Here is a 21,869-nt window from a genome sequence, read left to right on the forward strand (position 1 = left end):
CCGGAACCGCCGCTCAACCCGCACGTGACCCGAAAGTGATTTTCCATCCGCGGCAGCATGCCTATGTTCGCGGGATGATCCGATATGCCCTTGCCTTCCTGCTTTTGCCCGCCGGCGCCTTTGCCCAGTCGCTGCCGCCCGACCTCGTGCAGGCGCGGCTTCTGCCTGGATGGCAGACCGACCGTGGCACCCGCATGGCCGCCTTCCAGATCCAGCTGGCCAGCGGCTGGAAAACCTATTGGCGCAGCCCCGGCGATGCGGGCATCCCCCCCACCTTTGACTGGAAGGGATCGACCAACGTCCGCGCCGTGCATTTCCACTGGCCGGTGCCGGAGGTGTTCGAAACGGCGGGCATGCAGACCATCGGTTATCACCGCGAGCTTGTGCTGCCGATCGAGGTGGTGCCCGCCGACCCGTCCCGCCCCGTGCATCTTCAGGCACGGGTGGACATGGGAGTTTGCCGCGACGTCTGCGTCCCGACCGAGGTGGCGCTGACCGCCGACCTGTCGGGTCGGGGCGCCCCCGATCCCGCCATCCGCGCCGCACTGGCGCATCAGCCCGAACGCAGCCGCGCAAAGGCGACGTGCACGATCGAGCCGACATCGGACGGATTGCGCGTCACCGCCCACCTGAACGTGCCCGTGCAGGGGCCGGAAGAAACGGTGGTCATGGAACCTGCGGACCCTTCGGTCTGGGCCGCCCCCGCGACGGTGCAGCGGCAGGGTGGCACCCTGACGGCGACCAGCGATCTGGTTGCCTCGTCCGGCCAGCCGTTCGGGTTGGACCGGTCCGGCCTGCGGCTGACCGTTCTGGGCGCGGGCCGCGCGGTCGAGGTGACCGGCTGCCCCGCACCCTGACGCGTCAGCGTTCCGTCAGGCGGGGCATGATCTCCACCAGATTGCAGGGGCCGTTGGTGGAATCGAGCTGGTGGCGCAGGATCTCGTCCCACGCGTCCCGGCACGCGCCTGAGCTTCCGGGCAGCGCGAAGAGGTAGGTGCCCTTGCGCACACCGCCGGTCGCGCGGCTCTGGATGGCCGAGGTGCCGACGGTGCGCATGGACACCATGGCGAAGATCGACGCGAAGGCCTCGATCTCCTTTTCATAAACGTCGCGATGCGCTTCCACCGTCACGTCGCGCCCCGTCAGCCCCGTCCCGCCGGTGGAGATCACGACATCCACCGCCGGATCGTCCGACCAGCGGCGCAGGTGGTCCGCGATGGCGGCGCGGTCGTCCGTCACCATGACGCGTTCGACCAGCACGTGGCCCGCACCTTCGATCCGTTCGGCCAGCACCTTGCCGGATTTGTCGGTGTCCAGCGTGCGCGTGTCCGACACGCTCAGCACGGCGATCCGCACGGGTTTGAAGTCGCTCATTTCAGCCTCGCTCTCAGGTCCAGAAGGTCGGCCCAAGCGTCGCGCTTGGCAGCCGGGTTTCGCAAAAGATAGGCCGGATGGCACATCGGCAGGACGGGAAGGCCGAACCCCTCCCCCCAGGTGCCGCGCAACCGCGTGATGCCCGCCTGCCCCAGCACCGTCCTGGCCGAGGTGTTGCCCAGCACCACCAGCACGTCGGGGTCGGCGAGCTCCACATGCCGTTCCAGGAAGGGGCGCATCATCGCCGCCTCCTCGGGCAAGGGGTCGCGGTTGTGGGGCGGGCGCCACGGCATCACGTTCGTGATGTAGACGGCGCAGGCGGGATCGGGATTGTCGCGCGACAGGCCGATGGCCGCCAGCATCCGGTCCAGAAGCTGCCCCGCCTTGCCCACGAAGGGACGTCCGGCCTGATCCTCCTCGCGGCCTGGGGCTTCCCCGATGATCATCAGGCGGGCGCCGGGGCGTCCATCGGCGAAGACGGTGCTGCGCGCCCCGCGCTTCAGCTCGCAATGCGGGAATGCGGTAACGGCCTCGCGCAGCGCGTCCAGATCGTGGGCGGCGGCGGCCATGGCCCGCGCTTCGGCCACGGGATCGGTTTCCGCAGGGATGACGGGGGCGGCCGTCACCGCGGCCGGTTTCGGAACCACCGCCTCCAGCTCGTACCGGTTCAGGGGGGCGTCGCCGATGCTTTCCGTCACGCCCAGATCGAACTGCCAGGCCAGAAGGGCCGCAGCGGTGTCGAAGTCCAGATCGCAGGCATCCCGAGTCATGGCGCCAAGGTATTCCGCCCCCCGCCCGGGAACAAGGCGACTTGTCGGAATCCCCGCCGCTTCCTATAAGCCCCCCAACGTCCCGGACCAAAGGAGCCGCCGATGAGTTTCCGCGCCCGCCACCTTCTTGGGATCGAGCATCTGGCCCCGGACGAGATCATGACGATCCTCGACCTGGCCGAGCGTTACGTCGAGTTCAACCGCCGCACGGTGAAGCAGTCGAACGCGCTGGCGGGCATGACCCAGATCAACATGTTCTTCGAAAACTCCACCCGCACGCAGGCCAGCTTCGAACTGGCCGGCAAGCGGCTGGGCGCGGACGTGATGAACATGGCGATGGCCCAGTCGAGCGTAAAGAAGGGCGAGACGCTGATCGACACCGCTCTGACGCTGAACGCGATGCATCCCGACCTGCTGGTGGTGCGGCACGGCGCGTCTGGCGCGGTGAACCTTCTGGCCGAAAAGGTGAATTGCGCCGTGTTGAATGCAGGCGACGGGCGGCACGAACATCCGACGCAGGCGCTGCTGGACGCACTGACGATCCGCCGGTCGAAGGGCCGCATCCGCGGGCTGACCATCGCCATCTGCGGCGACGTGCAGCACAGCCGCGTGGCCCGGTCGAACCTGCTGCTTCTGGGCAAGATGGACAACCGCGTGCGCCTCGTGGGGCCGCCCACCCTCATGCCCTCGGGCGTAGCGGAGTTCGGGTGCGAGGTGTTCGACGACATGAAGGCCGGCCTGAAGGGCGCCGACGTCGTCATGATGCTGCGCCTGCAGAAGGAACGCATGGATGGCGGCTTCATCCCGTCCGAACGCGAATACTTCCACCGCTATGGTCTGGACGCCGAGAAGCTGGCCCATGCCAAGGACGACGCGATCGTAATGCATCCCGGCCCCATGAACCGGGGGGTGGAGATCGACGGCACCATCGCCGACGACATCAACCGCAGCGTGATACAAGAGCAGGTGGAGATGGGCGTGGCCGTCCGCATGGCCTGCATGGATCTTCTGGCGCGCAACCTGCGCGCCGAACGGGGCGCCAGGGCGTCCGAGGTGATGGCATGAACGAGATGTGGATCTTTGTCGCGGTCAGTCTGGTCGTCGGCGTCCTGATCGGCTGGGCGCTGCGCCGTCCCGATACCCGTTCGGCCCATGACCTTGCCCGTCTTCAGGCGGAATACGACACCCTGGCCCGCGCGAAGGACGACCTTGTCGCCCAACTGACCGCTGAACGCCATCTTGTCGGCGACATGCGCGAGGAGGCGAGCCACGCCCATTCCCGCATCGCCACGCTGGAGGCCGAACTGCGCGCGGCCGAGCGTCGGGCCGAGGACAGCGACCACCGCCACCGCTCCACCCTTGGGGGGTTGGAAGACGCCCGCGAACGGGCCACCACCGCCGAGGTGGAACTGTCGCGGCTGAGCACGGTGCTGGAAAAGGAACGTCTGGCGAATGTGGAGAAGATCGAGCTTCTGTCCCAGGTCCGTGCGGACATGGAGCATCGCTTCAAGCAGCTGGCCGCCGACAGCCTTCGCCTGAACGGCGAGGAAAGCAAGCAGCGGCTGGAGGCCGCCCTTGCCCCCCTGAAGCAGCATGTCGAACATTTCCAGACGGAATTGCGCAACGTCCACCAGGGCGCGTTGCAGGACCGCGCCACCCTGAAGACCGAGATAGAGGCCCTGACCCGCCGGTCCGAGGAGGTGAGCCGCGAGGCCGTCAACCTGACCCGCGCCCTGAAGGGCGACAAGCAGAAGCAGGGTGCCTGGGGGGAGATGATCCTCGAATCGCTGCTGGAACGGTCGGGGCTGAGGAAGGGCGAGGAATATCTGGTGCAGGAGCATCGGGTGAACGAGGACGGCGCCCGCTTCCGCCCCGATGTCGTGGTGAACATGCCCGACGGCAAGCGGCTGGTGATCGACAGCAAGGTGTCGCTCGTCGATTACGAGACCTGCGTGAACTGCGAGGACGAGAACGACGCCGCACTGGCCCGCGTCCGCCACGTGCGCGCGCTGAAGAACCACATCCAGACGCTGCACGAAAAGGCCTATCACCGGATGGAGGAAAACTCCGTCGACTACGTGGTGATGTTCATCCCGATCGAGGGCGCGCTGTCCGAAGCGCTGCGCGAGATGGGCGACCTGACCACCATGGCCTTCGAGAAGTCCGTGACCATCGCCACGCCCACCACGCTGATGATGGCGCTGCGCACGATTTCGAACGTGTGGACGATCGAACGCCGCAACCAGAACGCCGAAGCCATCGCCGATCGCGCCGGGCGCCTTTACGAAAAGGTCGCGGGCTTCGTGGACGACATGGAAAAGGTGGGCAAGAACCTGGGCGCCGCGCAGTCGGCCTATGGCGACGCGATGGGCAAGCTGTCCTCCGGCCGGGGCAACATGCTGTCGCAGCTGGAAACGATGAAGGTGCTGGGGGCCAAGACCACCAAGACCTTCCGCACCGAGTTCGACCACGACCCTCCCGCGCAGGACGATCTGCGCCTGACCCATGACGCGGCGGAGTGACATGATCTATCTGACCAACGCCCGACTGATCGACCCCGAGGCGCTGACGGAAACCGAAGGCTCCCTCCTGCTGGACGGGGGCGTGATCGCCGCCATCGACGGCGACGCCCCCGAAGGCGCGCGGATCATCGATTGCGGCGGCAAGGTGCTGGCCCCCGGCATCGTGGACCTTGGCGTGCAGGTGGGCGAACCCGGTGCACGGCACAAGGAAAGCGTGCGCTCGGCCGGGCTGGCCGCGGCGGCGGGCGGGGTGACCACGATCATCGCGCGGCCCGACACCGACCCCGCGCTGGATTCGCCGGAAATGCTGGAATTCGTCACCCGCCGCGCGCGCGAAGCCTCCCCCGTCCGGATCCGCCACATGGCCGCCCTGACCAAGGCGCGTGAGGGGCGCGAGATGACGGAGATCGGGTTCCTGCTAGACGCGGGTGCCGTGGCCTTTACCGATGGCGACCGCGTCTGCACGAACACCAAGGTCCTGAACCGCGCCTTCACCTATGCCCGCAGCCTGAACGCGCTGGTGATCGGCCATCCGCAGGAACCCGGCCTGTCGAAGGGCGCCGCCGTCACCAAGGGCAAGTTCGCCTCCCTTCGCGGGTTGCCCGACGTGCATCCGATGGCCGAACGCATGGGCTTCGACCGCGACATGGCCTTGGTGGAGATGACGGGCGTGCGCTACCACGCCGACCAGATCACCTGCGCGCGCACCCTGCCCGCGCTGGAACGTGCCAAGGCCAATGGGCTGGACGTGACGGCCGGCATCTCCATCCACCACCTGACCTTGAACGAGATGGACGTGGGGGACTACCGCACCTTCTTCAAGGTAACCCCGCCCCTGCGGTCCGAGGATGACCGTCTGGCCATGATCGACGCGGTGGCCGCCGGCACGATCGACATCATCTGTTCCATGCACACCCCGCAGGACGAGGAAAGCAAGCGCCTGCCGTTCGAGGACGCCGCCTCGGGCGCCGTGGGCCTGGAAACGCTGCTTCCGGCGGCGATGCGGCTGTATCATTCGGGCGGGCTGACCCTGCCGCAGCTGTTCCGGGCGCTGTCGCTGAACCCGGCGAAGCGGCTGGGCCTGCCGCAGGGTCGTCTGGCCGAAGGGGCACCGGCGGATCTGGTGCTGTTCGATCCCGACGCGCCGTTCGTCATGGACCGCTTCGCCTTGCGGTCGAAGTCCAAGAACACGCCCTTTGACGGGCAACGGATGGAAGGCCGCGTTCTGGCCACCTTCGTGAACGGGGCACAGGTGTACGATGCCGGTCTTTGACACAGCGCCCGCGCTCTTGCTGCTGGTGGCGGCGCTGGCCTACCTCCTCGGCTCCGTTCCGTTCGGAATCGTCATCACGCGGGCCATGGGTCTGGGCGACCTGCGCAAGATCGGGTCGGGCAACATCGGGGCCACCAACGTCCTGCGCACGGGCAACAAACCCGCCGCGCTGGCGACCCTGATCCTGGACGCCGGCAAGGGCGGCATCGCCGTGCTGATCGCCCGGGCGATGGTGGGGGAGGATGCGGCCCATGTCGCGGGTCTGGCCGCCTTCCTGGGCCACCTGTTCCCGATCTGGCTGGGCTTCAAGGGCGGCAAGGGCGTGGCCACCTATCTGGGCACGCTGCTGGCGCTGGCCTGGCCCCTTGGGCTGATGACCTGCGCCACATGGCTGGCGGTGGCGGTGATCTTCCGCATCTCCTCGCTCGCCGCGCTGGTGGCGGGCGTGCTGGCGCCGGTCTTCGCCGTTCTGATCGGGGCACCCATCACCGCGTTGTTTGCCGCCGGGATGACGCTTCTGGTGCTGATCCGCCACCACGCCAACATCCGCCGCCTGATCGCGGGAACCGAGCCGAAGATCGGCAAGAAGGGCTGATGCCACGCATCCGCCCCCTCGCCGCCCATGATCTGCCGGGCCTGAAGGCGCTGGTCATGGCCTTGGCCGAACATCACGGCGACGTGCCCCGCGTGTCGGAAGACACCCTCGAGCGCGATTTTCTGGGCACCCCGCCCTGGCTTTACGGGCTGGTGGCGGAACATGACCTGAGGCTGGTCGCTTATGCCGCCCTGTGCCCCAAGGCCCAGCTGCATTTCGGAGAGCGGGGGATGGACATCCACCACCTTTACATCCGCCCCCAGTGGCGGGGTCAGGGGCTGGGACGGCGGATGATCGAAGGGTGCGTCCAGAAGGCCGTCACCCTGCATTGCGATTACGTGACCGTCAGCACCACAGCCGACAACAAGGCCGCGCAAGGCGCGTACCGCGCCTGCGGCTTTGTCCAGCTGTCCGACCCCGCCCGTTTCCGGCGCGCGATCAGATAGCCATCGCGTCATAAACGCGGGACAGATCGCCGCCCCATTCGCCCTTGTAGGCGGCGATCAGGTCGTCCGCCGGCACGCGGCCCGTGGCGATGCTGTGCTCCAGCACGTCCAGATAGGTTTCCTCACCCTGACCACGCGCGGCCAGACCGCCCCGCGACAGGCGCAGCGCCTCGCGCGCCAGATCGTGCAGCTTGACACCCCCCGCCTCGCCCTGAAGCGCATCGACGGAAGCCGCGACCCGCAAGCCTTCCCGCGTCTCTGCGTCCAGATGCTTCACCAGATCCCAGGCCGCATCCAGCGCGCCCCTGTCATACATCAGCCCCACCCAGAAGGCGGACAAAGCGGGCATGTGCGACAGGGGTCCGCAATCGGCGCCCCGCATCTCGATATACTTCTTCACCCGGGCCTCGGGGAAGACGGTGGTCATGTGGTCGGCCCAGTCAGACAGGGTGGGCTTCTCGCCGGGCAGCGCGGGCAGTTCGCCCTTCAGGAAATCGCGGAAGGACTGGCCCAGCGCGTTGATATACTGGCCGTCGCGGTAGACAAAATACATCGGCACATCAAGGACCCAGTCCACATACCGCTCGAAGCCGGCGCCGTCCTCGAACATGAAGGGCAGCATGCCGGTGCGGCTGTCGTCCAGACCCCGCCAGATGCGCGACCTCCAGCTTTTATGCCCGTTCAGCTTGCCGTCAAAGAACGGAGAGGAAGCGAAAAGCGCCGTTGCCACCGGCTGCAACGCCAATGCCACGCGCATCTTCTTCACCATGTCCGCCTCGGACGCGAAGTCGAGGTTCACCTGCACGGTGGAGGTGCGGTACATCATCTGCGTGCCGTGGGTGCCGACACGGCCCATATAGTCGGTCATCAGGCGATAGCGGCCCTTGGGCATCACGGGCATGTCCTCGTGACGCCATTCGGGCGCGGCCCCGATTCCCATGAAGCGCGGGCCGCCCAGTTCGGCGATCTCGGCCAGATGGTTGTCGATCTCGGCCTTGGTGTCATGCAGCGTGGCGACCGGCGCGCCCGACAGTTCGAACTGCCCGCCGGGTTCCAGCGAGATGTTGGCCCCGTTCCGCGTCAGGCCGATCAGCTTTCCGGCTTCTTCCACCCGGGTCCAGCCGAAGCGGGTCAGGCCTTCCATCAGGTCGTGGATCGCCTTGTAGTCCAGCGGACGGTGATCCTCGGTGAAGCCGAACTTCTCATGCTCGGTCCCGATGCGCCACTGGTCGGCGGGCTTGCACCCGGCCTCCATATACGCGGCGAGCTGGGAGAAATCTTCGATCGGGCCGCCGCCCTGCTGGGGAATGGACATCGTGGCCTCGATCAAGCACTTGGAACAGCAGACCTGTCGCGTTGAAGGGGTTAAGTCAAGTGCTCCAGTCACCCAAGGTCGACTGCCACAACGTCAGCGCCGCCACCGCGGCCGTGTCCGCGCGCAGGATGCGCGGGCCAAGGCTGACGGGAACCACCTGTTCCATCGCACGCAAACGTGTCTGCTCGGCCTCAGAAAATCCGCCTTCGGGGCCGATCAGGATGGCCCAGGGGCCCGCCCCCGCCGCCTGCAAGCCCGCGCGGGCGCCGGTCAGCGTCTCGTCGCACCACAGGATCCGGCGGTCGGCGGGCCAGTCACTTAGCAGCCGGTCCAGCGGCATCAGGCCCGTCACCTCGGGCACGTACGTGCCGCCGCATTGTTCGGCCGCCTCAATGGCATGGGCCTGAAGACGGTCCTGCCGGATGCGCTCGGAGTTGGTGAAGCGGGTGTTGACGGGAAGGATCCGCGCGGCCCCCATCTCGGCCGCCTTTTCCACGATGAAGTCGGTGCGGGCCTTCTTGATCGGCGCGAACATCAGCCAAAGGTCGGGCGGAAGGCGCAGGGGGGCCGTCTGTTCGGCGCAGATCAGCGTGCCGCCGCGTTTCGCGGCGCGCGCCACCTCGGCCCGCCAGGCCCCGTCGCGGCCGTTGAACAGGGTGACGGGCGCGCCCGTGCCTTGCCGCATCACCCCGAACAGGTAATGGGCCTGCGCCTCGGTCAGGGCCACCTCGGCGCCCGCCGCCAGCGGGGCCTCCACGAACAGTCGTATCTCGCTCATGCCCAAGGGTGTAGCGGGTTGGCCCCGCCGGCGCCATAGCCTAGAACGGCGACAAAAGGGGGTGCCGCATGACCAAGGGACAAGTCGCCGATGCCGTGAGGGGCAACTGGGTCGATCATCTGGCGCCTGAAGCCTGGCGCCCCTATCTGCGCCTGTCGCGCGCAGATCGGCCGATCGGGACCTGGCTGCTGCTGATCCCCTGCTGGTGGGGGGTGGCGATGGCTGCCGCCGCCACGGGCGTGCGCTGGTTCGACCTGTGGATCGTGATCGGCTGCACCCTTGGGGCTGCGTTGATGCGGGGCGCGGGCTGCACCTGGAACGACATCACGGACCGCGAGTTCGACGGCAGCGTGGCGCGGACACGGTCCCGCCCCATCCCCTCGGGCCAGGTGACGGTGAAGCAGGCGCTGTGGTGGATGGGGGCACAGGTCGCCATCTCGGCGCTGATCCTGTTTACGCTGGGATGGGTGGCCATCGCCTTCGGGATCGCGGCGCTGGTGCCGGTGGCCGTCTATCCCTTCGCCAAGCGGTTCACCTGGTGGCCGCAGGTGTTCCTGGGCATCGCCTTCAACTGGGGCGTCTGGGTGGCGTGGGCCGCGCATGGCGCACCGGTGACGGGGGCCACGCTGACGCTGTTCCTGTCGGGCATCGCCTGGACGCTGTTCTACGACACGATCTATGCCCATCAGGACAAGGAGGATGATGCCCTGATCGGCGTGAAATCCACGGCCCGGCTGTTCGGCACGGCCACCCCCCTGTGGCTGATGGCCTTCCTGATCCTGGCGGCCGGGCTGATGGCCACGGCGGCCGTGGCCTGTTTGTCAGGGGCATCGCTGTGGCTGGCGCTGGCCGGTTGCGTGGCCTTCGCCGCGCACATGCTGTGGCAGATGGAACGACTGGATATCGACCGGCCGGACGTCTGCCTCACGCTTTTTCGATCCAATCGTGATGCCGGATTGCTGGCTGCGCTGTTTCTTGCCGGTGCGGCTTTGGTGTAATTGCGGGCCGATGGTGCGGGGCGTATGCCCGGTGCCACATCTTCGAAGGATCCTTTCATGCGTTTGTCCCGCAAGATCATCGCGCCTGCCATGTTTCTTGGTGCCGCCGCCGTCGCGGCCGGCGGGGCAACCCTCGTCTCCGGCCTTATCGAGGATCGGTCCGAGGCGGCCGTGTCGGAGCGGCTGGCCCAGGACGGCCTTTCCTTTGCCACGGCGCAGGCCGACGGGCTGGACGTCCACCTGACAGGCACCGCCCCGGACGAGGCGGCGCGTTTCCGCGTGCTGAACCTTGCCGGCAGCGTGGTCGATCCGTCCCGGCTGCGCGACGACATGACCGTCGTCCCTTCCCGCCCCGTGGAGGCGCCGCCCTTCGAGATGGAGATCCTGCGCAACGACGACGGCGTGTCGCTGATCGGCCTTGTGCCGCAGGCGTCGTCGGCGATGCTGGCTGACACGGCGGGGCTGGTTCCGGGCATCCGCGTGGCCGACATGCTGGAATCGGCCAATTATCCGGCCCCCGACCAGTGGAACGCCGCGATGAACTTCGGGATCGAGGCGCTGAAGATCCTGCCCCGCGCCAAGATCTCCATCTCCGCCGCCGAGGTGGTGGTGACGGCCATTGCCGACAACGTGGAGCAGCAGCAGCGGCTGAAGATGCAGCTGGCGCAGGCCACGCCACCCGGCTTGAAGACGCAGGTGGACATCTCGGCCCCGCGCCCCGTCATCACGCCCTATGCCCTGCAACTGGTGAAGGACGAACAGGGCGCACGGTTCGACGCCTGTTCGGCCCCCGATGACGATCAGGCCCGCGTTCTTCTGGACGCGGCCAAGGCCATCGGCGTGGCTGGGGACGCGACCTGCGCCGTGGGCCTGGGCGCGCCTTCATCCGATTGGACGCGGGCGGTGGAGGTGGGGATCGCTGCGCTGGGTGCCATGCCTGCGGGTCGGCTGACCCTGTCGGATGCGGACATGACCCTGACGGGCCAGCCGGGAATGGCGCAGAACGTGTTCGATCAGGCGGCGGGAACGCTGAAATCGGCGCTGCCCGCCGGCTTTTCGTTGAACACCATCCTGCCGGAACTCCCCGACCAGGTGGAAGGTCCGTCGGAATTCGTGGCCGTGTCCCATCCCGACGGCACCGCCACCCTGACCGGCCGCGTGCGCGACGCGCTGGGGCAAGAGGCCGTCACCTCCTTCGCGCGCGCCCGCTTCGGCGCCGCCGACGTGAGCGGAGAGCCGGTGATCGACCCCGAGATGCCGGCCGGCTGGACCACCCGGATCATCGCGGGACTTGAGGCGCTGGGCCAGCTGTCCAGCGGCGAGTTGCGCGTCACCACCGAAGGGCTGCGCGTCAGCGGCGTTACGGGGTCGCAGTCGGCGCAGGCGCAGATCACGGACGCCCTGACCCGCAAGCTGGGCGCCGAAACGGCGGTCACGGTCGATGCCGCCTATGACGAGGATCTGGACCCCTACGCGGCCCTCCCCTTGCCCGAGGAATGCACGGCCCGCATCGGCACGGTCATGACGAAGCAGAAGATCAATTTCGCCCCCGGGTCGGCCGAGATCGACGGATCGGCCCGCGCCACGCTGGACGGGCTGGCCGGGATCCTGACCGATTGCGCCAACCTGTCCTTCGAGATCCAGGGCTACACCGACAGCCAGGGCAGCGACACAGGCAACCAGGCGCTGAGCCAAGCCCGCGCCGAAGCCGTGATGATCGCCCTTCTGGGCCGCCGCATCGACGCGGCCCGCCTGACCGCGATGGGCTACGGCGAGGAGAACCCCATCGCCTCCAACGGCAGCGAGGACGGGCGCGAGGCCAACCGGCGGATCGAGTTCAAGCTGACGAACGTCGCCGCCGATCCCAACGCAGCACCGGAAGAACAGCCCACGCTGGCGCACACGGCCATGCTGGCCATCGCCCGCATGGATGCCTTCCTTCTGCCGCAGGGCGACTGGATCGACAGCGTGCCCGCCGACATGGTCGATGACGGATCGGGCGACGGAGAGGACGAGGGAAATCCGGAGATTGACGCCGAACCCTCTTTCGCGCCAACAGAAGCGACCGAGCGGCCCGAGCGCCGTCCGGACGACCTGTAGAAAGCCGAGGCCGACATTGGACCGCACCACCCTTATCGTCGCCACGACCGTCATCCTGCTTGTGGCCTTCGCCCTGGGCTGGTTCGCGCGCTGGCTGATGACGCGCCTGTCCCCCCTTGAAAACCGCAACATGGACGAGGTGGACCGTTTGGCCCAGGCCCTGCACGAGGCCGAGGAAATTCGGAACGCGGCCATCGTCTATGGCGAGGAGCGCGAGCGCGAACTGATGGGCCAGCTGGCCCAGACGGACGCCGAACTGCGCGCCGTCATGGAGGCGCTGGGCGAATCCCGCGCCGAGGTGGAGGCGATGCAGGCCGAGATCGAGCGTCTGCAGCGCTGATTTCCCTCGACGTGGAAGGGCTTCGGCCTTAGTTTCGGCGGACCGTTGCGCTGCGACGGTTCTTCGGGGCCGGTGGCCCTGATGAGCGCCACCTGCAGGGAACACAGTGTATCTCGAGATTCTGATCGTCGCCGTCCTGATTGTCATCAACGGCGCCTTGGCCATGTCCGAAATGGCCGTGGTGTCCGCACGCCCCGCGAGGCTGCGGAACATGTCGGAAGGAGGGAGCACCGCCGCGGCGACGGCCCTGCGGCTGGCGGCCGATCCCGGCCGGTTCCTGTCGACGGTCCAGATCGGCATCACCCTTGTGGGCGTCCTGTCGGGGGCGTTTTCCGGGGCCACGCTGGGCGGACGGTTCGCGGCTTTCCTGGCGTCCAACAACGTGCCCTTTGCCGACACGCTGGGCGTGGGCCTCGTGGTGGTGGTCATCACCTACCTGTCGCTGATCGTGGGGGAACTGGTTCCCAAGCAGATCGCGCTGAAGAATCCTGAAGCCGTGGCCGTCAGCGTCGCTCCGGCCATGCTGCTTCTGTCGAAGATCGGTGCGCCCATCGTCTGGGTGCTCGACGTGTCGGGACGTGGGTTGCTGAAGCTTTTGCGCGTCCAGAACGAGGAAAAGAACCGCGTCACCGACGAGGAAGTTCGCACGATCCTGGCTGAAGCGCATGTCGAAGGCGTGATCGAGACCGGGGAGCGGCACATGCTGACCGGCGTGATGCGCTTGGCCGACCGCCAGGCCAGCCAGCTGATGACGCAGCGGCGCGACGTGGTGTCGGTGGACCTCGGCGCCTCGGCCGAGGAGGTGCTGGACACGATCCGCGAATCCCGCCGCGCCCGCCTTCCGGTGCGCCGCCGCGAGACGGACGAATATGTGGGCGTGCTGTACGTGACCGACGCCTTCGCCGCCGTCACCCGGGGGGAGCCCCTGGAGGTGGGTGCCCTGATGCGCGAAGTGCCGGTGGTGTCGGACGCCGCCGACGCCCTGAACGTGATCGAGATCCTGCGCGCCTCGCCCAACCACATGGCGCTGGTGTACGACGAATATGGCAGCTTTGAAGGGATCATCACCACCGGTGACATCCTGGAGGCGATCACCGGCGCCTTCCAGGAACATCTGGCCGACGAACCGGCGATCCGCCAGCGCGAGGACGGGTCGTGGCTGGTGTCGGGCTGGATGCCGGTGGACGAGTTCTGCGAGATGCTGCGCATTCCCACCGAACTGGCCGGGGATTACGAAACCGTGGCGGGCCTTGTCCTGAACCAGCTGCGCCGGATGCCTGACCAGGGCGACAGTTTCACCCGCGACGGGTGGCGGTTCGAGGTGATCGATCTGGACGACCGCCGCATCGACAAGATCCTGGTGGAAAAGCTGGAAACGGAATGAAAAAGGGCGCGCCGATGGCGCGCCCTTTCCCGATCAGGCCTCGATGGCGGCGGGCTTGCTGCCGGCAATCTCGATCCGGCGAGGCTTCAGCGCTTCGGGCGTTTCGCGGACAAGGTCGATGTGCAGCATGCCATGCTCATGCGTCGCACCCACGACGCGAACATGGTCGGCCAGCGCAAAGCGACGCTCGAACGCGCGGGTCGCGATGCCGCGGTGCAGGAAACGCCGCTCCGAAGCGTCATCATCCTTGCGGGCGGACACGTGCAGGGCGTTGTCCTTCACCTCGACCGCCAGTTCCTCGGGCGTGAAGCCCGCTACGGCAATGGAGATGCGGTACGCGCTCTCCTCCGTCTTCTCGATGTTGTAGGGGGGATAGCCGGGCTGCGGCACGTCGGTGCTGAGCACGCGGTCCATCAGGTCGGCGATGCGGTCGAAGCCGACGGTGGCACGGTAAAGCGGTGCGAAGTCATAACCACGCATGTTCATCCTCCAAGAGCGATGTCTGTGGCCCCCCTTCGTCAGGCGGGACCGATGTTGATGCGCCGACCCGTTGTGGCACCGGCGCATCCGTGATGTGGGAAGCGTATGGGGGGCCGTCAAGACCCCTTTCCGCACCTGTGGAACATGCTACGCAGGGTTCATGGAACTGCTGCCACGACTCGGAATCCTGGACTGGCCAGACGCGATCGCGGTCGCGCTGACGGTTGTTCTTTTTCTGGCCATCGGCTGGGCGGTGGAGCATCCACCGAAGAACCGCCCTTCGGTCAGCCTGCTGATGGCGAACTACCGGCGGGAATGGATGAAGCACTTCGTGACGCGTCCGCAAAAGATCCTGGACGGCACGGTCATCACCAGCCTGCGGCAGGCCACGCAGTTCTTCATCTCGGGCACCATGCTGGCGTTGGGCGCGGGTCTGGCGCTGGTGGGCAATCCCGAACAGCTGATCCTTGTGGCCAACGACCTGAACCTGCGCGCGCAGGCCGTGGTGGTGGAGGTGAAGATCATCTTCGTCCTGCTGTTTCTGGCCAACGCCTTCCTGAAGTTCATCTGGTCGCACCGGCTGTTCGGCTATTGCGCCGTCCTGATGGGGTCCATGCCCAACAGCGAGGATCCGGTCGCCTATCACCGCGCGGCGCAGGCGGCGGAGTTGAACGTGACCGCCGCCCGCAGCTACAACCGTGGCTTGAGGTCGGTCTATTTCGCGCTGGCGGCGCTGGGCTGGCTGTTGGGCCCGTGGACGCTGATGCTGGCGACGATACTGACGGCGGCCACGCTGATCCGGCGCGAGTTCGCGTCCGAATCCCGCGCCATCGTCATGCAGCGCGTCGAATAGGGCGTCCTTCGCGCAGCCACGCGCCCAGCGCGAAGGCCGCGGCCACCACCAGCCAGATCCAGCCCGGCAGCAGCGGCGCCACCGTCACGTCCTGCGCGACAAAGGCCCCGCGCGGGGTGATGCCCAGCCAGCCGCGCCCTGCGGCCACCCGGCCCTCACCGACCTCACGCAGGGTGAAGTCGGGGTGATCCTCCAGCCGCACCGCGCCGCCGCCGACAGGGGCCATGACCGGCGTCAGAAGGCGTGGCGTGGCGATCGTTTCCTCGAACTCGCGCGGGGCCGCGGGACCGACGGCGAACACCTCGGTCAACTCGCCCTGCTGCATGCGGTAAAGACCCAGTTCCGGCGCCGGCCACGTGACGGCAAAGCGGCCCGGCGCCTGTTCCTGCATCGCGAGATCCGTGGTCGTGCCGTCGGGTGCCGTGACCACGACGGCGGGGGGCGGATCGCCCAAGGTGCGGCGCTGGATCGTGACCTCCTGACCGGCGCTGGTGGCGGTCAGGGCTTCCTCTTCCAGCTCCGGCTCCTTCAGCATCCAGTGGGCCAGCCTGCGGGTCAGTTCCAGCTGCGGCCCGCCGCCTTCATATCCGCGCCCCCAAAGCCACAGGTGGTCCGAGCCGAGGACGGCGATGCGCCCCTCCCCCACGCGGTCCAGCACCAGAAGGGGGCGGCCGTCGATGCCCTTCATCAAGGCCTCCCCGCCCGTCTGCTTCATGTCGATCTCGCGGAACCAGCGGCCCCAGTGTTCGGGGTTTTCCAGACCTTCCGTCACGGGATGCCGCTGGCCAAGGTCCGTCAGGCCGGGGCGGAAGCCCTGATCCAGCACGCGGCCGCTGGGCTTCACGGGCATGATCTCTCCCAGCGGGGAACGGGCGAGGCTTTCGACGCCGGCGAATTCCGGCCCCGCCGCCACCAGCACCGTGCCGCCCTTGCGGACATAGTCGCGCACGTTTTCCAGATACAGGCTGGGAAGAATGCCCTGCAATCGGTAGCGATCGAAGATGATCAGGTCGAAGTCGTTGATCTTTTCCATGAACAGTTCCCGCGTGGGGAAGGCGATCAGCGAGAGTTCGTCCACCGGTGTCGCGTCCTGCTTCTGCGGCGGGCGCAGGATGGTGAAATGCACCAGATCGACCGAGGGGTCGGACTTCAGCAGGTTGCGCCACACGCGTTCCCCCGCATGCGGTTCGCCCGACACCAGCAGCACGCGCAGCCGGTCGCGCACGCCGTTGATCTGCACGATCTGGGCGTTGTTGCGATCCGTGATCTCCCCCTCCGCCCCGGGGGTGGAGATTTGCAGGACGTTCATCCCCCCATGGCTCAGGCGGACCGGAAGTTCCATGTCCTGCCCCACCGGCACATCCACGGTGGCAGGCGCCTCGGCCCCCAGCGCAAGGGTCAGGCGTGCGGTCTGGCCCTGCCCCTCGGGAACGCGGCCCTGATCTTCCACCCGAAGGGTCAGGCGCGCTTCTTCGCCCACGATGGCGAAGGCGGGGGCGTTGCGGACGATCAGGCGGCGGTCCCAGTCGGTGGCGTGCCCCGTTTGCAGCAGGTGCAGCGGCGCGGGCAGCGGGGGTGCCGCCCCCATGTCATGCACCTGCCCGTCCGAGATGAGGACCGCCCCCGCGATACGGTCGCGCGGCTCCTCGGCCAGCGCTTGGGCCAGGGCCGTCATGGCCTGCGTGCCGCCGTTGTCGGGCGCGTCGGCCACGCGGATCACCCGCAATTCGGTGTCCGGCATCGCGTCGACCTGCGCCTGAAGGCGCGCCAGCGCGCCCGCCGTCTGGTCCGCACGGTGCCCCAGACGCTGGCTGGCGCTGTCATCCACCAGCGCGATCACGATGTCGGACAGAGGCGCGCGATCCTCGCGCAGGATCGACGGGCCGGCCAGCGCCAGCAGCATCACGGCCAGCGACAGCCCGCGCAGCCACCAGCCGCGCAGGCCCCGCCACAACGCCAGCGCCACGAACAAGACTGCGAGGACGCAGGCCGTCCAAAGCGCCCACCACGGCAGCATCGGATCAAAGAGGATGGAACCGTTCAATTCCCCAGCCTTTCCAGCAGCGCCGGCACATGCACCTGGTCGTTCTTGTAGTTTCCGGTCAGCACATACATCACGAGGTTGATGCCGAAGCGCAGCGCGATCTCGCGCTGGCGTTCGCCGCCGAACCCGCGCCCGACGGGCAGCGTCGGCGTGCCCAGTTCATCCACCGCCCAGGCCGAAGCCCAGTCGTTCCCGCCGATCATCACCGGCGTCACCCCGTCGTTCAGATGACGGAAGGGCTGGCCCTCCTCCTGCTCCGCGTCGGCAGGGGCGGCCTCCACCCAGACGGGGCCGTTGAAGCGGCCGGGAAAGTTCTGGATCAGGAAGAAGGTCCGGGTCAGGACATGATCCTGCGGCACCTCCTCCAGCGGCGGGATGTCGAGGCCGGAGGCGATGCGTTGCAGCGCCTGCCCTTCGGGCGTGGTGCCGGACATGTCCGCATCGCGCGTGTCGAACAGGATCAGCCCGCCGGTGCGCAGGAAGGCGTTCACCTTGGTGAAGGTGTCGGCCGAAGGCAGCGGCGCGTCCGCCACCACGGGCCAGTACAGGAACGGGAAGAAGGCCAGTTCGTCCGTGGCGGGATCGACGCCCGCAGGGTCCCCCGGCTCCACCGAGGTGCGGGCGGCCAGTTGCATCGACAGGCCGCGCAGGCCCTGTTCCGAAACACGGTCCACCCGCGCGTCGCCCGTGCGCACAAAGGCGAGGCGCAGCGTCTCGGTCGCCTCGATGGCTGTCTGGTCCTGCGCGCGGGCTTCGGCCATCGGCAGAAGGGCCAGCACGGCCAGTGCCGCCGCCACCCGCCGCAAGCGCCCCGACACGGCCAGCGCCGCCAGCACGTCCACCATCAGCGCCATCAGCGCCATCAGCAGAAGCGGCCCCTGAAGCGACCGTTCGGGGGCCACGTCCAGCCCTTCGACCGCCATGCCATCGGGCCAGACGGCGGCGTCGAAGGGGGTGTCGGCGCGCATCACGTTCAGGGCGACCAGACGGTCTTCCCCACGATACAGGCCGGGACGCAGGGCGGCCGACAGGGGGGCGCCCATATCCTCCCCCCGAAGACCGGACATCTGGCCGGCGTCGGTCAGAAGGCCGAACGCGTCCATCACGCGATCCGGCGTCCAGACCTGACCGGCCAGATCGACCGCCTCGGACGGATTGCCGCCGGTGATGGCCAGCCGTTCCAGCATCTGCACGAACAGGCCCGACAGCGGCAGGTTCGACCAGTCAGTGTTGGCTGTCACATGGAACAGCACCACCTGCCCCTGCCCCATCGCCTTGCGCGTGACCAAGGGCGTGCCGTCTTCCAGCGAGGCGATGGTGCGCGCCGCAAGATCGGGACCCGGCTGGGCCAGAACCTGTTCGGTCACCGCGACCTCCTCCGGCACCGGCAGCCCGTGGAAGGGGGAGCCCTCGGGGAACGCGGCCAATTTGCGGGGCTCCCCCCAGCTCATCGCGCCGCCAAGGGCGCGGCCGCCTTCGCGCAGGCGGGTGGGCAGCAGCGGGTCCTCCTCCACGCGGCCAACCTGGCTGGCGGCCAGGCGCGGGCCGGCAAAGCGCAAAAGAAGGCCGCCCTTTTCCACCCATTCCGTCAGGGCCGTCGTGTCGGTTGGCCCCAGTTGGGCCACATCGGCCAGAACGATCACGTCGGGATTGGCGGGCAGGATGTCGGACAGCCCCCCCTCGATCAGGTCGGCCGAGGGTTGAAGCGCTTGGCGCAGATAGAACAGCGGCGACAAAAGCTGGGCCCCTTCGGCCTGCGCATCGGCGCCGATCAGCGCCACCTCGCGCCGCCGGAGGCTGTCATCGGCCAGCTGGACCGAGGCGGCAGAACGCGCGCCTTCCACCTGAAAGCTCGTGACGCGGTTGCGCAACTCGGCCGGCAGGGCCAGTTCGCCTTCCGCCCCGGTCTCGCCCGCGGGGAAGGTCAGGGTGGCGCGGGCCAGTTCGGCGTCGGCGCCGGAAGGGTCGGCGCCCACCGCCTGCACCACAACGTCCGTCGCCTGCAGAACCGGCTGGCGGCTGGCGCGAAGCCGGATCGCCGCGCCTTCAAAGATCGGCGGGCGCAAGGCGATGGTGGCGTTCGGCACCTCCACCGCCGTGACGGGGCCATGGCGTTCCAGCGCCTCCAGCAGATCGGCGCGGGCGGGATGGTCAAGGCCGTCCGAGAGCCAGAGCGTGTCGAACTCCCCTTCCGGCAGGGTGTTGACCCACGAAGTGTAGTCCGGCGTCCAAGGGTTCGGCTGCCAGCCCCGCACCAGTGGCGCAAGGCTTTCGGCGGGGGCGAAGGTGGGGGTGCGGGCGGCTTCGGTGGCGCGCAGAAGGGCGACGGGGCGGTTGTTGCGGGCCGCCTCCTCCACCGCCTGTTCGGCGCGGGCCAGTCGGCGCGGCCAGTCCCGCGCGTCCCCCCAGGAGGCGTCCATCACGATCAGCAGCGGCCCGGTGCCCCCGCCCTGCACGCGGGGATGCAAAACAGGGCCGGCAAAGGCAAGGATCGCCGCCGCCACCGCCAGCATCCGCAGGGCCATCAACCACCACGGCGTGCGATGCGCCTGCGCGTCCTTGTCGGCCAGACCCAGCAGAAGCGCCACGCCGGGAAAGCGGCGGCGGATCGGCGCGGGCGGCACGGCGCGCAGCAGGACATACAGGACCGGCAGCAGAACAAGGGCCGGCAGGACCAGCGGCGCGGTGAACCCGATCGGGCCAAGGATCCACATCAGACGCGACGCTCCATTGCCTGGTACAGCCACAACAGGGCGGATTGCGGGGCATGCCCCGTATGGTGGGTGTGGACGTGCCAGCCGCTGGCACGCGCCAGATCGGCCAGCCGCGCCTTGCGTTCGGCCAGCCGCGCCAGATAGGCCTCGCGCAGGGCGCCAGCCTCCAGCGTCTCGAAGCGGGTGGCGCCGGTCATGGATTCGAAGACGGTGCGCCCGTCGAAGGGAAACGCCTCCTCCACCGGATCAAGGATCTGCAGAAGGACGCCGCGCGCGTTGCGGGCGCTGGCGCGGGCCATCGCCTCCTCCACCCCCCCCATCGGGCCAAGGAAGTCCGAGATCAGCACGACCCGCCCGTGCATCGGCGTCAACGCCAGATCGGGCGAGGCGTGTTCATCCGCCGCCTCGGCCGCCATAGCCTCGGCCAGGCGCAGGATCTGGGCGCGGCCGGGGCGCGGCGGGGTGCCGGACAGGCCCACCCGTTCGCCGCCGCGCAGCAGCAGCACGCCCAGCGCCAGTGCCAGAAGCTGCGCCACGTCGCCCTTGGGCGCGCGGTCCGCGGCCCCTGAAAACGCCATCGACTGCCCGCGATCCACCCAGAGCGTGACGCTTTGCGCCGCCTGCCATTCCCGTTCCCGCACGAAATGCGCGTCGGTGCGGGCCGAACGGCGCCAGTCGATCATGCGGCTGCCGTCGCCCGGACCGGCCGCGCGATATTGCCAGAATTCGTCACCCGTGCCCGCGCGGCGGCGGCCATGTTCGCCCAGCATGACGGTCTGGGCAAGTTGCTCGGCCGCCGCCAGCAGGGGTGGCAGCGACTGGCCCAGTGCCTCGGCATGGGGGCGAAGAACGCTCACGCGGCGCGGCCCAGCGCGGTCAGGGCATCGACGGTGCGGGCGATCACGCCGGACAGGGTTTCCCCACGGGCGCGGGCGGTGAAGGACAGGGCCATGCGGTGGATCAGGACAGGCTGCGCCATGGCCACCACATCCGCGACCGACGGCGCCAGTCGCGCGTCCAAGAGCGCCCGCGCCCGCACCATCAGCATCAGCGCCTGCGCCGCGCGCGGCCCCGGACCCCAGGCCAGCGTGTCGGACAGGGCTTTGCCCTCGGGTTCCTGCGGACGGCAGGTGCGGACCAGATCCAGGATCGCCTCCACCACCGTGTCGCCCACGGGCATCCGGCGCAGAACGGTCTGGGCGGCCAGCAGTTCATCGGCCGTGAAGACTGGATGCACCTGATCGTCCACCGCGCCCGTGGTGGCCAGAAGGATGTCGCGTTCGGTCGCGCGGTCGGGATACGCGACATCCACCTGCACGAGGAAGCGGTCCAGCTGCGCCTCGGGCAGCGGATAGGTGCCTTCCTGCTCGATCGGGTTCTGGGTGGCGAGGACGTGGAACGGGCGGCCCAGCGGGCGGTGCTGGCCGGCGATGGTCACCTCCCGCTCCTGCATGGCCTGAAGAAGGGCGGACTGGGTGCGGGGCGAGGCGCGGTTGATCTCGTCCGCCAGAAGAAGCTGGCAGAAAATCGGGCCTTCCAGAAACCGGAAGGCGCGGCTGCCGTCGGGCATGGCGTCCAGAACCTCGGATCCGAGGATGTCGGCGGGCATCAGGTCCGGCGTGAACTGGATGCGGCTGCCCTGAAGGCCCATGACGGTGGCCAGCGTGTCGACCAGCCGCGTCTTGCCCAGACCCGGCAAGCCCACCAGCAGCGCGTGCCCGCCGCACAGCATGGAGCCCAGCACCAGATCGATCACATCGTCCTGCCCCAGGAAGCGGCGGTTGATGCTGGCCTTCGCTGCGGCCAGCTTCCCCCCGAGGGTTTCGATGTCCGCGATCAGGGTCTCGGGGTCGGCCATGACATTCCTCCGTCGGGCGTTTACA

At 68.4% G+C, this 21,869-nt stretch carries 20 protein-coding genes; 11 read left to right on the plus strand and 9 right to left on the minus strand.

Annotation, left to right across the window (positions count from 1 at the left end):
* Positions 1 to 74 precede the first annotated feature (74 nt).
* Positions 75 to 857: a protein-disulfide reductase DsbD domain-containing protein gene (locus tag ACSHZY_RS00340; protein ID WP_435163897.1), complete on the plus strand. Its 783-nt coding sequence runs from the start codon at positions 75 to 77 to the stop codon at positions 855 to 857.
* A 4-nt stretch (positions 858 to 861) separates the two neighbouring features.
* Here ACSHZY_RS00340 and ACSHZY_RS00345 read toward each other — a convergent pair whose 3' ends face one another.
* A complete protein-coding gene (locus ACSHZY_RS00345; protein ID WP_435163900.1) occupies positions 862 to 1,374 on the minus strand; it encodes a molybdenum cofactor synthesis domain-containing protein in 513 nt (170 codons plus the stop codon).
* Positions 1,371 to 2,144 (minus strand): uracil-DNA glycosylase, encoded by a 774-nt coding sequence (locus ACSHZY_RS00350; protein ID WP_435163903.1) that lies wholly within the window; start codon positions 2,142 to 2,144, stop codon positions 1,371 to 1,373. The genes ACSHZY_RS00345 and ACSHZY_RS00350 overlap by 4 nt, the downstream gene beginning before the upstream one ends.
* 102 nt (positions 2,145 to 2,246) lie before the next feature.
* On the opposite strand from ACSHZY_RS00350, the gene ACSHZY_RS00355 reads away from it, so the two are divergent.
* The 5 genes from ACSHZY_RS00355 to ACSHZY_RS00375 are packed head-to-tail and all read left to right on the plus strand — an operon-like array spanning position 2,247 to position 6,980.
* Positions 2,247 to 3,209: an aspartate carbamoyltransferase catalytic subunit gene (locus ACSHZY_RS00355; RefSeq protein ID WP_435163906.1), complete on the plus strand. Its 963-nt coding sequence runs from the start codon at positions 2,247 to 2,249 to the stop codon at positions 3,207 to 3,209.
* A complete protein-coding gene (gene rmuC, locus ACSHZY_RS00360; RefSeq protein WP_435163909.1) occupies positions 3,206 to 4,666 on the plus strand; it encodes a DNA recombination protein RmuC in 1,461 nt (486 codons plus the stop codon). Before ACSHZY_RS00355 ends, rmuC begins: the two co-directional genes overlap by 4 nt.
* A gap of 1 nt (position 4,667) precedes the next feature.
* Positions 4,668 to 5,939 carry a dihydroorotase gene (gene pyrC / locus ACSHZY_RS00365; RefSeq protein ID WP_435163912.1) on the plus strand — a complete coding sequence of 424 codons (1,272 nt, stop codon included), beginning with the start codon at positions 4,668 to 4,670 and terminating at the stop codon, positions 5,937 to 5,939.
* Complete coding sequence (plsY, locus tag ACSHZY_RS00370) at positions 5,926 to 6,534, plus strand: glycerol-3-phosphate 1-O-acyltransferase PlsY (RefSeq protein ID WP_435163915.1); 609 nt, start codon at positions 5,926 to 5,928, stop codon at positions 6,532 to 6,534. The genes pyrC and plsY overlap by 14 nt, the downstream gene beginning before the upstream one ends.
* Positions 6,534 to 6,980 carry a GNAT family N-acetyltransferase gene (locus tag ACSHZY_RS00375; protein ID WP_435163918.1) on the plus strand — a complete coding sequence of 149 codons (447 nt, stop codon included), beginning with the start codon at positions 6,534 to 6,536 and terminating at the stop codon, positions 6,978 to 6,980. Before plsY ends, ACSHZY_RS00375 begins: the two co-directional genes overlap by 1 nt.
* Here the strand turns inward: ACSHZY_RS00375 and ACSHZY_RS00380 are convergent.
* Together ACSHZY_RS00380 and ACSHZY_RS00385 are read right to left on the minus strand one after the other, a co-directional pair.
* Positions 6,973 to 8,295, minus strand: a complete 1,323-nt coding sequence (locus ACSHZY_RS00380; protein WP_435163921.1) for a glutamate--cysteine ligase — start codon at positions 8,293 to 8,295, stop codon at positions 6,973 to 6,975. The genes ACSHZY_RS00375 and ACSHZY_RS00380 overlap by 8 nt on opposite strands.
* 55 nt (positions 8,296 to 8,350) lie before the next feature.
* Positions 8,351 to 9,073, minus strand: a complete 723-nt coding sequence (locus ACSHZY_RS00385) for a 16S rRNA (uracil(1498)-N(3))-methyltransferase (RefSeq protein ID WP_435163924.1) — start codon at positions 9,071 to 9,073, stop codon at positions 8,351 to 8,353.
* A gap of 68 nt (positions 9,074 to 9,141) precedes the next feature.
* Here ACSHZY_RS00385 and ubiA point away from each other — a divergent pair, with 68 nt between their 5' ends.
* The 4 genes from ubiA (at position 9,142) to ACSHZY_RS00405 (ending at position 13,895) form a co-directional block, all read left to right on the plus strand.
* The gene (ubiA, locus tag ACSHZY_RS00390; protein ID WP_435163927.1) at positions 9,142 to 10,071 is read left to right on the plus strand and encodes a 4-hydroxybenzoate octaprenyltransferase; all 930 of its coding nucleotides are present in this window, start codon (positions 9,142 to 9,144) and stop codon (positions 10,069 to 10,071) included.
* A 57-nt stretch (positions 10,072 to 10,128) separates the two neighbouring features.
* The gene (locus ACSHZY_RS00395; RefSeq protein ID WP_435163930.1) at positions 10,129 to 12,171 is read left to right on the plus strand and encodes an OmpA family protein; all 2,043 of its coding nucleotides are present in this window, start codon (positions 10,129 to 10,131) and stop codon (positions 12,169 to 12,171) included.
* A gap of 16 nt (positions 12,172 to 12,187) precedes the next feature.
* Positions 12,188 to 12,511, plus strand: coding sequence for a hypothetical protein (locus ACSHZY_RS00400; RefSeq protein WP_435163933.1), 324 nt, complete (start codon positions 12,188 to 12,190; stop codon positions 12,509 to 12,511).
* Positions 12,512 to 12,617: 106 nt separating this feature from the next.
* Positions 12,618 to 13,895 carry a hemolysin family protein gene (locus tag ACSHZY_RS00405; RefSeq protein ID WP_435163936.1) on the plus strand — a complete coding sequence of 426 codons (1,278 nt, stop codon included), beginning with the start codon at positions 12,618 to 12,620 and terminating at the stop codon, positions 13,893 to 13,895.
* Between the two features lie 33 nt (positions 13,896 to 13,928).
* On the opposite strand, the gene ACSHZY_RS00410 is transcribed toward ACSHZY_RS00405, so the two are convergent.
* A complete protein-coding gene (locus ACSHZY_RS00410) occupies positions 13,929 to 14,375 on the minus strand; it encodes an Hsp20 family protein (RefSeq protein WP_435163939.1) in 447 nt (148 codons plus the stop codon).
* Between the two features lie 160 nt (positions 14,376 to 14,535).
* Between ACSHZY_RS00410 and ACSHZY_RS00415 the strand changes: the two genes are divergently transcribed.
* Positions 14,536 to 15,228: a DUF599 domain-containing protein gene (locus ACSHZY_RS00415; RefSeq protein ID WP_435163942.1), complete on the plus strand. Its 693-nt coding sequence runs from the start codon at positions 14,536 to 14,538 to the stop codon at positions 15,226 to 15,228.
* Here the strand turns inward: ACSHZY_RS00415 and ACSHZY_RS00420 are convergent.
* From ACSHZY_RS00420 to ACSHZY_RS00435, 4 genes are read right to left on the minus strand one after another with little or no spacing between them, the layout of a single operon-like run.
* On the minus strand, positions 15,209 to 17,272 hold the full coding sequence (locus ACSHZY_RS00420; protein ID WP_435163945.1) for a DUF7408 domain-containing protein: 2,064 nt from the start codon (positions 17,270 to 17,272) through the stop codon (positions 15,209 to 15,211). The genes ACSHZY_RS00415 and ACSHZY_RS00420 overlap by 20 nt on opposite strands.
* Positions 17,269 to 19,986, minus strand: a complete 2,718-nt coding sequence (locus tag ACSHZY_RS00425; protein ID WP_435163948.1) for a DUF4159 domain-containing protein — start codon at positions 19,984 to 19,986, stop codon at positions 17,269 to 17,271. The genes ACSHZY_RS00420 and ACSHZY_RS00425 overlap by 4 nt, the downstream gene beginning before the upstream one ends.
* Positions 19,986 to 20,843: a DUF58 domain-containing protein gene (locus ACSHZY_RS00430; protein ID WP_435163950.1), complete on the minus strand. Its 858-nt coding sequence runs from the start codon at positions 20,841 to 20,843 to the stop codon at positions 19,986 to 19,988. Before ACSHZY_RS00430 ends, ACSHZY_RS00425 begins: the two co-directional genes overlap by 1 nt.
* Positions 20,840 to 21,844: an AAA family ATPase gene (locus ACSHZY_RS00435; protein ID WP_435163953.1), complete on the minus strand. Its 1,005-nt coding sequence runs from the start codon at positions 21,842 to 21,844 to the stop codon at positions 20,840 to 20,842. The genes ACSHZY_RS00430 and ACSHZY_RS00435 overlap by 4 nt, the downstream gene beginning before the upstream one ends.
* Between the last annotated feature and the right edge of the window lie 25 nt (positions 21,845 to 21,869).

The organism is Falsirhodobacter sp. 1013 (assembly GCF_051195255.1).
Lineage (GTDB): Bacteria > Pseudomonadota > Alphaproteobacteria > Rhodobacterales > Rhodobacteraceae > Falsirhodobacter.

Excerpts from the sequence above, each read along its gene's own strand:
- ACSHZY_RS00340 (WP_435163897.1), top strand. The coding sequence starts at position 75 with ATGATCCGATATGCCCTTGCCTTCCTGCTTTTGCCCGCCGGCGCCTTT.
- ACSHZY_RS00345 (WP_435163900.1), bottom strand. The coding sequence starts at position 1,374 with ATGAGCGACTTCAAACCCGTGCGGATCGCCGTGCTGAGCGTGTCGGAC.
- ACSHZY_RS00350 (WP_435163903.1), bottom strand. The coding sequence starts at position 2,144 with ATGACTCGGGATGCCTGCGATCTGGACTTCGACACCGCTGCGGCCCTT.
- ACSHZY_RS00355 (WP_435163906.1), top strand. The coding sequence starts at position 2,247 with ATGAGTTTCCGCGCCCGCCACCTTCTTGGGATCGAGCATCTGGCCCCG.
- rmuC (WP_435163909.1), top strand. The coding sequence starts at position 3,206 with ATGAACGAGATGTGGATCTTTGTCGCGGTCAGTCTGGTCGTCGGCGTC.
- pyrC (WP_435163912.1), top strand. The coding sequence starts at position 4,668 with ATGATCTATCTGACCAACGCCCGACTGATCGACCCCGAGGCGCTGACG.
- plsY (WP_435163915.1), top strand. The coding sequence starts at position 5,926 with ATGCCGGTCTTTGACACAGCGCCCGCGCTCTTGCTGCTGGTGGCGGCG.
- ACSHZY_RS00375 (WP_435163918.1), top strand. The coding sequence starts at position 6,534 with ATGCCACGCATCCGCCCCCTCGCCGCCCATGATCTGCCGGGCCTGAAG.
- ACSHZY_RS00380 (WP_435163921.1), bottom strand. The coding sequence starts at position 8,295 with ATGTCCATTCCCCAGCAGGGCGGCGGCCCGATCGAAGATTTCTCCCAG.
- ACSHZY_RS00385 (WP_435163924.1), bottom strand. The coding sequence starts at position 9,073 with ATGAGCGAGATACGACTGTTCGTGGAGGCCCCGCTGGCGGCGGGCGCC.
- ubiA (WP_435163927.1), top strand. The coding sequence starts at position 9,142 with ATGACCAAGGGACAAGTCGCCGATGCCGTGAGGGGCAACTGGGTCGAT.
- ACSHZY_RS00395 (WP_435163930.1), top strand. The coding sequence starts at position 10,129 with ATGCGTTTGTCCCGCAAGATCATCGCGCCTGCCATGTTTCTTGGTGCC.
- ACSHZY_RS00410 (WP_435163939.1), bottom strand. The coding sequence starts at position 14,375 with ATGCGTGGTTATGACTTCGCACCGCTTTACCGTGCCACCGTCGGCTTC.
- ACSHZY_RS00415 (WP_435163942.1), top strand. The coding sequence starts at position 14,536 with ATGGAACTGCTGCCACGACTCGGAATCCTGGACTGGCCAGACGCGATC.
- ACSHZY_RS00425 (WP_435163948.1), bottom strand. The coding sequence starts at position 19,986 with ATGTGGATCCTTGGCCCGATCGGGTTCACCGCGCCGCTGGTCCTGCCG.
- ACSHZY_RS00435 (WP_435163953.1), bottom strand. The coding sequence starts at position 21,844 with ATGGCCGACCCCGAGACCCTGATCGCGGACATCGAAACCCTCGGGGGG.